At 74.7% G+C, this 11,825-nt stretch carries 10 protein-coding genes and 1 pseudogene; 9 read left to right on the plus strand and 2 right to left on the minus strand.

All coding sequences use genetic code 11. The features are described from left to right. The first annotated feature begins 48 nt into the window (after window positions 1-48). From ACQUFX_RS00160 to ACQUFX_RS00180, 5 genes and pseudogenes are all read left to right on the plus strand, one after another. Complete coding sequence (locus tag ACQUFX_RS00160) at window positions 49-924, plus strand: DegV family protein (RefSeq protein ID WP_428964001.1); 876 nt, start codon at window positions 49-51, stop codon at window positions 922-924. Window positions 925-1,516: 592 nt separating this feature from the next. Beyond that, window positions 1,517-2,239, plus strand: a pseudogene (locus tag ACQUFX_RS00165) (ComEA family DNA-binding protein); the annotation flags it as partial. After that, the gene (locus ACQUFX_RS00170; protein WP_428964002.1) at window positions 2,236-4,659 is read left to right on the plus strand and encodes a ComEC/Rec2 family competence protein; all 2,424 of its coding nucleotides are present in this window, start codon (window positions 2,236-2,238) and stop codon (window positions 4,657-4,659) included. The pseudogene ACQUFX_RS00165 and the gene ACQUFX_RS00170, both read left to right, overlap by 4 nt. 140 nt (window positions 4,660-4,799) lie before the next feature. After that, window positions 4,800-5,777 (plus strand): DNA polymerase III subunit delta, encoded by a 978-nt coding sequence (holA, locus tag ACQUFX_RS00175; protein WP_067359742.1) that lies wholly within the window; start codon window positions 4,800-4,802, stop codon window positions 5,775-5,777. After that, complete coding sequence (locus ACQUFX_RS00180; protein ID WP_428964003.1) at window positions 5,774-6,235, plus strand: hypothetical protein; 462 nt, start codon at window positions 5,774-5,776, stop codon at window positions 6,233-6,235. Before holA ends, ACQUFX_RS00180 begins: the two co-directional genes overlap by 4 nt. A 141-nt stretch (window positions 6,236-6,376) precedes the next feature. Here the strand turns inward: ACQUFX_RS00180 and rpsT are convergent, their stop codons facing one another. Together rpsT and ACQUFX_RS00190 are read right to left on the minus strand one after the other, a co-directional pair. Continuing rightward, a complete protein-coding gene (gene rpsT / locus ACQUFX_RS00185) occupies window positions 6,377-6,643 on the minus strand; it encodes a 30S ribosomal protein S20 (RefSeq protein ID WP_067359740.1) in 267 nt (88 codons plus the stop codon). Window positions 6,644-6,832: 189 nt separating this feature from the next. Then, window positions 6,833-7,864, minus strand: a complete 1,032-nt coding sequence (locus tag ACQUFX_RS00190; protein WP_428964004.1) for a phosphotransferase — start codon at window positions 7,862-7,864, stop codon at window positions 6,833-6,835. A gap of 85 nt (window positions 7,865-7,949) precedes the next feature. Between ACQUFX_RS00190 and ACQUFX_RS00195 the strand changes: the two genes are divergently transcribed. From ACQUFX_RS00195 to ACQUFX_RS00210, 4 genes are all read left to right on the plus strand, one after another. After that, the gene (locus ACQUFX_RS00195) at window positions 7,950-8,486 is read left to right on the plus strand and encodes a DUF4240 domain-containing protein (RefSeq protein ID WP_428964005.1); all 537 of its coding nucleotides are present in this window, start codon (window positions 7,950-7,952) and stop codon (window positions 8,484-8,486) included. Window positions 8,487-8,696: 210 nt separating this feature from the next. After that, window positions 8,697-10,574, plus strand: coding sequence for a translation elongation factor 4 (gene lepA, locus ACQUFX_RS00200; protein ID WP_428964006.1), 1,878 nt, complete (start codon window positions 8,697-8,699; stop codon window positions 10,572-10,574). A 289-nt stretch (window positions 10,575-10,863) separates the two neighbouring features. Continuing rightward, window positions 10,864-11,148: a GlsB/YeaQ/YmgE family stress response membrane protein gene (locus tag ACQUFX_RS00205; RefSeq protein ID WP_428964007.1), complete on the plus strand. Its 285-nt coding sequence runs from the start codon at window positions 10,864-10,866 to the stop codon at window positions 11,146-11,148. 216 nt (window positions 11,149-11,364) lie between these two features. Beyond that, a complete protein-coding gene (locus ACQUFX_RS00210; RefSeq protein ID WP_067359735.1) occupies window positions 11,365-11,646 on the plus strand; it encodes a GlsB/YeaQ/YmgE family stress response membrane protein in 282 nt (93 codons plus the stop codon). Window positions 11,647-11,825: the final 179 nt, after the last annotated feature.

Here is an 11,825-nt window from a genome sequence, read left to right on the forward strand (position 1 = left end):
CCAACCCGCCCGGCCCGACCGGGGTCGGCATCGGCTAGCGTGCCGGGCATGTCCGTCGCGGTCGTCACCGACTCCACCGCCTACCTGCCGTCCGAGCTGGTGCGTTCGCACCGGATCACGGTGGTACCCCTGACCGTGGTGCTCAACGGCGCGGAGGGCCTGGAAGGGGTCGAGACGTTCCCCGCCGACGCCACCCGGGCGTTGGGCGCGCGGCGGGTCTCGGTGAGCACCTCCCGCCCCGCCCCGGAGCAGTTCGCGCGCACGTACCGCCGGCTGCTCGACGCGGGGGCGGAGGCCGTCGTCTCCGTGCACCTGTCGACGGGGCTCTCCGGCACCGTCGAGGCGGCCCGGCTCGCCGCCGCCGAGGTGGGCGCGGAGCGGGTCGCCGTCGTCGACAGCCGGTCCACCGGGATGGGGCTGGGCTTCCCGGTACTGGCCGCCGCCTGCGCCGCCGAGGCGGGCGCCGACCTGTCCGGGGTACGCCGGGCCGCACTGGACGCCGTCGCCCGCACCACGATCTTCTTCTACGTCGACACGCTGGAGTTCCTCCGTCGGGGTGGCCGGATCAACGCCGCCGAGGCGCTGCTGGGCACCGCCCTGTCGGTGAAGCCGATCATGCACATGCCGGACGGGACGATCGAGGTCCGGGACAGGGTGCGTACCGCCAGCCGGGGCGTGGCGAAACTGGTCGACCTCGCGGCCGAGGCGGCCGGCGACGCCGACGTGGACCTCGCGGTGCACCACCTCGCCGCGCCGCAGCGGGCCGGGGCGCTGCTCGACGCGCTGACCGCCCGGTTCGGCGACCGGCTGCGCCAGGCGTACGTCACCGAGGCCGGTGCGGTGGTCGCCGCGCACGCCGGGCCGGGACTGGCCTGCGTGGTCGTCCACCGGCTCCCGACCGCCCCGGACACCGACCCCCGATAGACCCGCCCGGCCTGGCTCCTGCGTGGCCTGGCCTTCGCGCTGGCTGGGCTTCGGGCCGGCGGGGGCTGGCTGGTGGGGCCGGCGCCATAGCAGACAAGTGCATGATCAGGCGGTTGTCCACAGTCGCGGTCGTCGTCCACAGGGGGTGGTCGACCGGCCGCGCCGAACGGATGGCCGGCCGTAGCGTCGCCGCGTGTCCGACGACGAGGCGACGATGGCGCACCAACGGCTGTGGCGGCTGTTCGAGCCGACCCCCGCCCACCCGACCGCCACCGATCCGCAGGGCCTGCTGCCCGTGGTCGAGCGGTTCGCGTCCCCGGCGCGGCCGACGCCGCACCTCCCGCCCGTCGACGACGACCACGCCGGCCGCGACCACGTCCGTCACGAGCAGGCCCGTCACGACGACGGCTGGCACGACGACGCCCACCACGATCGCGCCCACCACGATCGCGCCCACCACGATCGCGCCCGGCACGTCCACGGCCGGTACGCCCGTGGTTGGCACGACCGGGTCCGGCGCGACCACCACGACCACGGTGACCGGCCCGGCCACCCCGCTGGTCCCGGCGTCGCCGGGCACGGCCACGTCGACCCGGACGAGCACCACGACCACCCCGGCCACCACGACGACGGCGCGGACGGGCCGGTCGACCCGCCGGCCGCCCGACTGCCCGGGCCGGACGCGTTCGATCCCGGCCGGCGGGGTGTCCGGGTGCTCGCCGTCGTCGGGGTGCTGGTGGTCCTCGGCGCCGGGGTCTGGGCGTGGCGCGCCAGGCCGCAGGCGGAGCCGGTCGCGCCGGCGACGACGGCGACCCTGGCGGTACCCGAGGCGTCCGCCGAGCCGAGTGAGCCGTCCACGGACGATCTGGTGGTCGCGGTGGCCGGCAAGGTCCGCCGGCCAGGGCTGGTCCGGGTGCCGGCCGGTGCCCGGGTCGCCGACGCCGTGGCCGCCGCCGGGGGAGTCCTGCCCGGGGTGGACCTCGCCCTGCTCAACCCGGCCCGCAAGGTCGCCGACGGTGAACTGGTCCTGGTCGGGGTCACCCCGCCGCCCGGCCAGCCGGCCGCACCGGCGGGCGGTGGGGCGCCGGGCGCGGCGGGGCAGCCGGGCGGGGCCGCCCCGGGTGGCCTGGTCAACCTGAACACCGCCACGCTCGCCCAACTCGACGGGTTGCCCGGGGTCGGCCCGGTGCTCGCCCAGCGGATCGTCGACCATCGGGAGCGGCACGGCGGCTTCCGGACCGTGGGCGACCTGCGCCAGGTGAGCGGCATCGGCGATGCCCGGTACGAACAGCTCAAGGAACTGGTGACGGTGTGACGGGCCGCCTGCCCGCCGTCGGCACCCGGCCGGCCGGTGCGCGCTCCGGTGGTCCGGTCGACGGGGGCGACCCGGCCCCGCCGGACCTGCGGCTGGCCGGGCTGGCGGTGGCCGCCTGGCTGACCGCCCTGGCCGGGCTGTACCTGACCGGGTGGACGATGCTGCTGGTCGCCGGGCTCGCCGCCGGCCTCGCCACCGTTGCCACGGTGCACCTGACCGGAGTCCTGGGCCGGCCGGCGGCCCCCGTGCGCCGGTACGGCTGGATCGCGGTCGCCGCGCTGATCGGGGTGGTCTGCGGTGCGACGGCGACCGCCGCCCGGCTCGGCGTCCGGGACGCCGAGGCGATCCGGGCGTTGGTCGACGAGCGGGCCACCGTCACCGTCGCGGCGACCGTCACCGACGACCCGCGCCCGGTCCGCCGGGTGCCCGGCCGGCCGGCGGCCCTCCTGGTGGCGGCCGAGCTGACCACGCTGACCGGGCCGGACGGCCGGCGGGTGCGCGCCCCGGCCCGGCTCCTGCTGCTCGCCACCGATCCGGGCTGGCAGGGGCTGCTTCCCGGGCAGCGGGTCACCACCGAGGGGCGGCTGACCGAACCCCGGGGCGGCGACCTGACCGCGGCGGTGGTGCTGGTCGACGGGCCGCCGGTGCGCCACGGGCCACCGTCCTGGCTGCAACGGGCCGCCGGTGACCTCCGCGCCGGGCTGCAACGCGCCTGCGAGCCGTTGCCCGACGAGCAGGGTGGCCTGCTGCCCGGCTTGGTCGTCGGCGACACCAGCCGGCTGCTGCCCACCGTGGAGGAGGACTTCCGGGCCACCGGCATGACCCACCTCAACGCGGTCTCCGGCTCGAACGTGGCGATCGTCGTGGGCGCGGTGCTGCTGCTGGCCCGGTGGTGCCGGGCCGGGCCGTACCTGGCGGCGGGGCTCTGCGCGGTGGCGCTGGTCGGCTTCGTGGTGCTGGTCCGCCCGTCGCCGAGCGTGGTCCGCGCCGGCACCATGGGTGCGATCGGGCTGGCCGCCCTCGCCGCCGGGCGACCCCGGGCGGCGCTGCCCGCGCTGGCCGCCGCGGTGGCGGTGCTGGTGGTGCTCGATCCGGAGCTGGCCGGGGACGCCGGGTTCGCGCTCTCCGTGCTGGCCACCGGGGGTCTGCTGCTGCTCGCCCCGCGCTGGCGGGACGGGCTGCGCCGGCGGGGCGTGCCGGCCGGGCTGGCCGAGGCCCTGGCGGTGCCGGCGGCGGCGCAGCTCGCCTGCGGCCCGGTGGTGGCCGGCATCTCCGGCACCGTCAGTCTGGTCGCGGTGCCGGCGAACCTGCTGGTGGTGCCGGCCATCGCGCCCGCCACGGTGCTCGGGGTGGTGGCGGCCGTGGTCTCGCCGTTCTGGCCGGCCGGTGCCGAGGCCGCCGCCTGGCTGGGCAGTTGGCCGGCCTGGTGGCTGGTGACGGTGGCCCGGTACGGAGCCCGCCTGCCCGGCGGGAACCTGCCCTGGCCGGGCGGGGTGGTCGGGGCGCTGCTCCTCGGGGCGCTCACCGTGGCGTTGCTGGTCGCCGTCCGCCGTCCGGTGGTCCGCCGGCTGGTGGCGGTGCTCGTCGTCGCGGTGGTGCTGGGCACCCTGCCGGTGAGGCTGGTGGCCGGCGGGTGGCCGCCGCCGGGCTGGGTGGTGGTGGCCTGCGCGGTGGGGCAGGGGGATGCCCTGGTGCTGCCGGTCGCCGAGGGGCGGGCGGTGGTGGTCGACGCCGGCCCGGACCCGACGGCGGTGGACGGCTGCCTGCGCCGGCTGAGGGTCCGGGAGGTGTCGTTGCTGGTGTTCAGCCACTTCCACGTCGACCACACCGGCGGGGTGACGGGGGTGTTCCGGGGGCGCCGGGTACGCGCCGTGGTCACCCCGGGGTGGTCGGAGCCGGCGGGCGGGCGGGACCTGGTCCGGGCGGCGGCGGGCGGGACGCCGGTCGGGGCGGCGACGGTGGGCTGGACGTGGCGGGCCGGTGCGGTGGAGGTGACCGTCGTCGGGCCGCCGTACCCGCTGCGCGGCACCCGGTCGGACCCGAACAACAACTCGCTGATCCTGCGGGCCACCGTGGCCGGGGTGCGGGTCCTGCTGGTCGGGGACGCCGAGACCGAGGAGCAACGGGCGCTGCTGGACCGGCCGCCACCGGGTGGGCTCCGGGCCGAGGTGCTCAAGGTCGCCCACCACGGCTCGGCCTACCAGGAGCCGACCTTCCTGGACGCGGTCCGCCCGGTGGTCGCGCTGGTTCCGGTGGGGGCGGAGAACGACTACGGGCACCCCGATCCGGGGGTGCTGGCCCGGCTGAGCAGGGGCGGAGCCCGGGTGCTGCGGACCGACACCGACGGCGACGTGGCGGCGGTCCGGGATGGGGCCGGGCTGGCGGTGGTGGCCCGGGGCCCCACCCACCCGGGCCGGTAGCACTGCCCCACCTCGACCGGTAGCTGCGGCTTGCAGGCTTTGGTGAAGAATAAGGTCGAATGTCTGGATTTGCGCTGTGTGCGGGGTCTGCCGTGGTCGCGTCGCCGAGCAGGGTGGACCCGTTCCCGGGGCGTGCGAGTATGGGCGGCGTGACCGCCAGTCCCGCACCTATTCTGCTCGTTCTCGGCGACGAGGAGCTGCTCGCCACGCGCGCGGTTTCCGAAGCCGTGGCGACAGCCCGCGCCGCCGACCCGGACGTGGACGTCCGGGAGTACCAGGCCGGGGTGCTCACCGTGGGCGAGATCGCCGAGATGCTCAGTCCGTCGCTCTTCGGCGGGCGGCGGCTGCTCGTGCTCCGCTCCGGCCAGGACGCCCGCAAGGACCTGGCCGCCGCCCTCCTGGCGTACGCGAAGAACCCCGACCCCGACGTCCAGTTGGTGGTGCTGCACCTCGGCGCGGCCAAGGGCAAGGCGTTCGCCGACGGGCTGAAGGCGGCGGGCGCGACCGTGGTCCCCGCCGCCAAGCTGAAGGGCCACCGGGAGCGGGTCGCCTTCGTCCGGGAGGAGATCCGCCGGGCCGGCGGCCGGTGCGCCGAGGACGCCGCCGAGACGCTGATCGCGGCGGTCGGCACCGACCTGCGGGAGTTGGCCGCCGCGTGCGCGCAGCTCATCGCGGACACCGACGGTCGCATCGGTGCCGACACGGTGGCCCGGTACTACCGGGGGCGGGCGGAGGTGAGCGGCTTCACGGTCGCCGACGCGACGATGGTCGGGGACGTCCCCGCCGCGTTGGAGGCGCTGCGCTGGGCGCTGCACGTCGGCGTGGACCCGGTCCCGATCGCCGACGCCCTCGCCGACGGGGTGCGGACCGTCGCCCGGGTGGCCTCCGCCGGCCGGGGCAGCGCGTACCAGTTGGCGAGCAGCCTGGGCATGCCACCGTGGAAGATCGAACGGGCGCAGCGGCAGGGGCGGGGGTGGACCCCGGAGGGCCTGGTCCAGGCAATGCAGGCGGCGGCCGAGGCCAACGCGGCGGTCAAGGGCGGCGCGGACGACCGGGCGTACGCCCTGGAACGGGCGGTCTTCGCGGTCGCCGCCGCCCGGCAGGACGGGGCCAGGTGAGCGGGGCCACCCGGACGGGCTGGGCCACGATCCCGGTCGACGAGGAGCGGTACCGGCCGCTCTACGCCCGGCTCCTCGGCCTGCGCTTCGTCAACCCGGGTGGGGTGCTCTGCTTCCTCTTCTTCGAGGGCTCGGTGGCCCTCGCCGCGCTGCTCGCCCTGGCCGAGCTGGTCAGTTGGTGGTCGGTGCTGCTGTTGCCCGCCGCCGTGGCGGTCATGGTCAAGCTCAACGACATGGTGGCCGAGACGGTGGTCCGGTCGGCGACGCTCGTGCCCGAGCAGGAGCGGGACCGTTTCCGCCGGCAGATGGAGCCGGTGGTCGGGCGGGTCCGGGTCGCCCACGCCCACACCGTCGTGCCCGGTGTCGTGGTCGCCGTCGAACCGGCACCCGGGACGCGGGTCGAGCCGGCCGGCCGGGGGGCCGATCCCGCCGGCAGCGGTCGAGGCCAGGGCGGGTAGGGGGGGCCGGGCCCGGTGGCGTGGCCCGGGGCCTCGGAAGGAACCAGCCGCCGGGGTGAGTCCGGACGGAGACGGCCGGAACCCCCGGGACTGGTCAGCCCCGGGGGTTCCGGTCAGGTCAGCGGTCTGCTGGTCGCCGGCTCAGGCGGCGAGCGAGTCCACGCGCTTGGCGATCGCGGACTTGCGGTTCGCAGCCTGGTTGGCGTGGATCACGCCCTTGCTGGCCGCCTTGTCCAGCTTGCGCGCGGCGTCCCGCATGAGGGTGGTGGCCTTCTCGACGTCACCGGTCTCCGCAGCCTCGTGGAACTTGCGGATGGCGGTCTTCAGCGACGACTTGACCGACTTGTTCCGCAGCCGGCGCTTCTCGTTCTGCCGGTTGCGCTTGATCTGGGACTTGATGTTCGCCACGCGACAGCCTCGTCTTGATAGCTCGGGTTGGTCTGCTTGCTGCGCGCGACGAGCATGCGTCATCGCTGCGCGAAAAGCCAGGTTACCAGGTCGCCCCAGACGAGCCAAAACGGCTCGGGGGACACGGTCCCGCCGGGCACCCCACCACCTCGGGCACGGGGCGGTGCGCCGTCGCCGGCCCGGTCACCGTCAGCGGTCGGGCGGCGGGGCGTCGCCGGGCCGGCGAGGTGCGGCGCCGAGGGACCAGCCCTGCCGGCGGGCGAGCCAGTCGAGCGCCTGCTCCCCGCTCCACCGCTGGTGCGCCGACCGGTACGACGGAGCGGCCGGCGGGGCCGCCGCCGCGCCGGTGAGGAAGTAGCCGCAGAGCGCGGCGAGGGTGACGTCCAGGGCGTCCGGGGGCGCGTCGGCCGCCGCCGGGTGCCCGGTGAAGAGCGCGTCGGCGTCCAGCCCACCCGCGTACGCGGGGAGCAGGAGGGTCACCAGGTCGAACCAGGCCGGCCCGTGACAGAGCCAGGCCCAGTCGCAGAACCAGACCCGGCCGTCCGCCCCGACCAGGACGTTGTCCGCCCGCAGGTCACCGTGGAGCAGCCCGGTCGCGGCCGTGGCGTACGCCGGCAGCCGCGACTCCAGGGCCACCAGGTCGTCGAGGCGGTCGGGGACTCCGGCGGGTACCGGCGGCAGCGGCTCCCGGCCGGCGGCCACCTCCACCCACCAGAGGATGTCCTCCCGGGCCAGGTCGGCCAGGTGCGGCAGGCCCAGCCCGGTCAGCGCGGCCGGTGGCGTGGCCAGGGCGGCGGCGACCTCGGCGTACCCGGCGAGGGTGGCGGTCAGCTCGGCCGGGTCCCAGGGCAGCCGGGGCATCCGCCCGTCGACGGCGTCCAGACCGATCGCGTACCAGCCGGCCGCGTCCAGGGTCCACCGGGGCCGGGGGACCGGCAGCCCGGCGGGCAGCCCGGCGAGGACGGCCACCTCGCGGGCGTACCAGTCGGCGAGGTGCCGGTCCCGGGCCAGCTCCGCGGCCTTGACGAAGACCTGGCCGCCGTCGGCGGTGGTCAGCACCGCGGCGAAGCCCCGGGTGAACCCGCCACCGGCGGTCCGGGCCCCGACCACCGGGGCGCCGAGCCGCGCCGTGACCGCCGCGCGCAGCCCGGCCGGCAGCGCCGACCAGGCGGGCCGGGCGGCGGTCGCGTGGTACGGCACCGGGGGCGAGGTCGGGCGCATCCGTCCATGGTGCCGGTCGGCCGGGCCGGCCCGCGCGCCGATCCTGCGGGGCGGGCGGGAGGCCGCTCTGTCAGACTGCCACTCCATGAGGACCGACGACTTCTGGCGGCTGATCGACGAGGCGAGGGCCGGGGCCGGCGGTGCGCCCGACGCGGTCGCCGCCCGGGCGGTCGCCCTGCTCGCCGCCCGGGACCCGGCGGAGATCCTCGGGTACGCCCAGCACCAGCAGCGGGTGCTCGCCGCCTCGTACACGGTCGACCTCTGGGGCGCGGCGTACCTGATCAACGGGGGCGCGTCCGACGACGGCTTCGAGTACTTCCGGGGCTGGCTGATGACCCAGGGTCGGGCGGTCTTCGCCCGGGCGGTCGGGGCTCCGGACTCGCTGGCGGAGCTGCCGCAGGTCCGGGCCGCCGCGCTCAGCGGCGAGGAGTTCGAGTGCGAGGACATGCTGGCGGTGCCGTGGGACGCGTACCGCAAGGCCACCGCCGCCGACCTGCCGACGGACCGGGACCCGGTGCCGGTGCCGAACCTCGACGACTTCTGGGACTTCGACGACGAGGACGCCGCCCGGCAGCGGCTGCCGAAGCTGGCCGCCCTCTTCGTCGAGCCGCCGGTGGAGTGACGGACCGCTGGGCGGCCGGTCAGGTGGCCGCCGGAGGGTGAGAAGGGAACCCCTCTCTACCGTAGGCGTTAACAAGGGGCCCTTCCTTCCACCGCCGTCGGTCGGTGCCGGGGATCGCCCGCACAGCGGAGGCGCGGCGGCGACGTGGGAGCATAGAGGGGGCCGGCGCCGCGCCGGCCTGCTCACGTCAGCCGACCAGAACGGACCGCTGTGCCACCGAAGCTCGATTCCGGCGCGAACGCTCCTGGTGCCACCGACCCGGCGCGCATCCGGAACTTCTGCATCATCGCCCACATCGACCACGGAAAGTCGACCCTGGCCGACCGGATGTTGCAGCTCACCGGGGTGGTCGACCCACGGCAGATGCGTGCGCAGTACCTCGACCGGATGGACATCGAGCGCGAGCGCGGCATCACCATCAAGAGCCAGGCCGTCCGGATGCCGTGGACGATCCGGGAGGGCGACCGGGCCGGCGAGCCCGCCGTGCTCAACATGATCGACACCCCGGGGCACGTCGACTTCACCTACGAGGTGTCCCGCTCGCTGGCCGCCTGCGAGGGGGCGATCCTGCTGGTCGACGCCGCCCAGGGCATCGAGGCGCAGACGCTGGCCAACCTCTACCTGGCGCTCGAGAACGACCTGCACGTCATCCCGGTCCTCAACAAGATCGACCTGCCGGCCGCCCAGCCCGAGAAGTACGCCGAGGAGTTGGCCCGGCTGATCGGCGGCGACCCGGCCGACTGCATCCGGGTCTCCGGCAAGACCGGTGAGGGCGTCCCGCACCTGCTGGACGAGATCGTCCGGCAGTTCGTCCCGCCGGTCGGGGAGGCCGAGGCGCCGGCCCGTGCGATGATCTTCGATTCGGTGTACGACGTGTACCGGGGCGTGGTGACCTACGTCCGGGTGGTCGACGGGCACATCAACGCCCGGGACCGGATCAAGATGATGTCCACCGGTGCGGCGCACGAGCTGCTGGAGATCGGGGTCATCTCGCCGGAGATGGTGAAGGCCGACGCGCTCGGCGTCGGCGAGGTGGGGTACCTGATCACCGGGGTGAAGGACGTCCGCCAGTCCCGGGTCGGTGACACGGTCACCATCAACTCCAAGCCGGCGACGGCGGCGCTCGGTGGGTACAAGGACCCGAAGCCGATGGTCTACTCGGGGCTGTACCCGATCGACGGCTCCGACTACCCGAACCTGCGTGACGCGCTGGACAAGCTCAAGCTCAACGACGCGGCGCTGACCTACGAGCCGGAGACCTCCGGCGCGCTCGGCTTCGGGTTCCGCTGCGGCTTCCTCGGCCTGCTGCACCTGGAGATCATCCGGGAGCGGCTGGAGCGCGAGTTCAACCTCGACCTGATCTCCACCGCGCCGAACGTGGTCTACCGGGCGATCACCGAGGACGGCCAGGAGATCACCGTCACCAACCCCAGCGAGTACCCGACCGGCAAGATCGCCGAGGTGTACGAGCCGGTGGTCCGGGCGACCGTCCTCACCCCGAACGACTACGTCGGCGCGGTGATGGAGCTCTGCCAGGGGCGGCGCGGCAGCCTGCTCGGCATGGACTACCTCTCCGCCGACCGGGTGGAGCTGCGCTACACCCTGCCCCTCGCCGAGATCATCTTCGACTTCTTCGACCAGCTCAAGAGCCGGACCAAGGGGTACGCCTCGCTGGACTACGAGACCTCCGGCGAGCAGTCCTCCGACCTGGTGAAGGTGGACATCCTGCTGCACGGCGAGCCGGTGGACGCGTTCAGCGCGATCGTGCACAAGGACAAGGCGTACGCCTACGGCACCAGCATCGCCGCCAAGCTGCGCAGCCTCATCCCCCGGCAGCAGTTCGAGGTGCCGATCCAGGCCGCGATCGGCAGCCGGGTGATCGCCCGGGAGACCATCCGGGCGATCCGCAAGGACGTCCTCGCCAAGTGCTACGGCGGTGACATCAGCCGGAAGCGGAAGCTGCTGGAGAAGCAGAAGGAAGGCAAGAAGCGGATGAAGATGGTGGGCCGGGTGGAGGTCCCCCAGGAGGCCTTCATCGCCGCGCTCTCCTCCGACTCCGGAGACGGGAAGGCCACCGGCAAGAAGTGACCGGTTTCCGGTCACGCTCCGCTGTCGAAGGGTCGGGGTGATCCGTGGTCGAGGTCGCCCCGGCCCCCTGTCGACGGTGCCGTGCCGCCGATTCCGGTCCCGTCACGCTACCGCCACGACCATCTTGACACCGTCATTCACCTGGTCTTCCGTGCGGCGGCGCGAGGCCGGCGATCGAGGCCGGTCGAGATCGGTGGGGATCGGTCGGTTTGGTTGCGCCCGGACCCGGGCATCCAGAGGTCACCAGAGAAAGCACAACACCGTGTGACCTTGCTGGAGGAGGACGACCGTGGAACTCACCGTCTGGGGCATCATCACTGCGCTCGTCGTTGGTCTGATCGTCGGCGCGCTGGGCCGCCTGGTCGTCCCGGGCCGCCAGAACATGCCGATGTGGATGCACATGCTGATCGGCGTCGGCGCCGCCCTGCTGGGCACGCTCATCGCCCGGGCCAGCGGGTTCGCCGAGACCGCCGGGATCGACTGGCGTGAGCTGATGTTGCAGGTCCTGCTGGCCGCCGTCGCGGTGGCGCTGGTCGCTGGCGTCGGACGTCGCCGCCACGTCTCCCACCGGTAGGGCACGTACCCCGCAGTCCGTCCACGGGCACCCGGCCATCGGCCGGGTGCCCGTCGCGTTGTGGGGCTTACCTCCCGACCTGCGGCCTTCGTGGTGAGGATGCCGCCCCGCCCGCCGACGGGTGATTCGTCCACCGGACCGGTTTGAGTTTTCAGCGGGTCGGGAACTGTGGGGTCACGACACTGAACGACCCGAGACATATTGAGGAGAACGATCGTGACCGTCACCGGAATCATCACCGCGCTCATCGTCGGCCTGATCGTTGGTGCGCTGGGCCGGCTGGTCGTGCCGGGCCGCCAGAACATGCCGATCTGGCTGCACATGCTCATCGGTGTGGGCGCCGCGCTACTCGGTACCGTGATCGCCCGCTCCACCGGGCTCGCCACCGGGAGCGCCCTGAACCTGGGTGAACTGCTGATCCAGGTCCTGCTGGCCGCGGTGGCGGTCGCCCTGGTCGCCGGGGTGGGTGGCCGGCGCCGGGGGGTCACCCACCGGTAAGCACCGAACGACACCGACGGGCGCCCGACCATCCGGTCGGGCGCCCGTCGCGTGTCTCCGGGCCGTCCACTCCCGACGGGTGCCCGGTCGCCGTCGTCACCGCTGCCGGGGTCAGGTCCCCTGCGGTACGGTCGCCTCGCCGTCGGGCTCGCCCCTGTCGTAAAGGATTTTTACCTACT

Source organism: Micromonospora fluostatini (assembly GCF_050410825.1).
GTDB lineage: Bacteria > Actinomycetota > Actinomycetes > Mycobacteriales > Micromonosporaceae > Micromonospora > Micromonospora rosaria.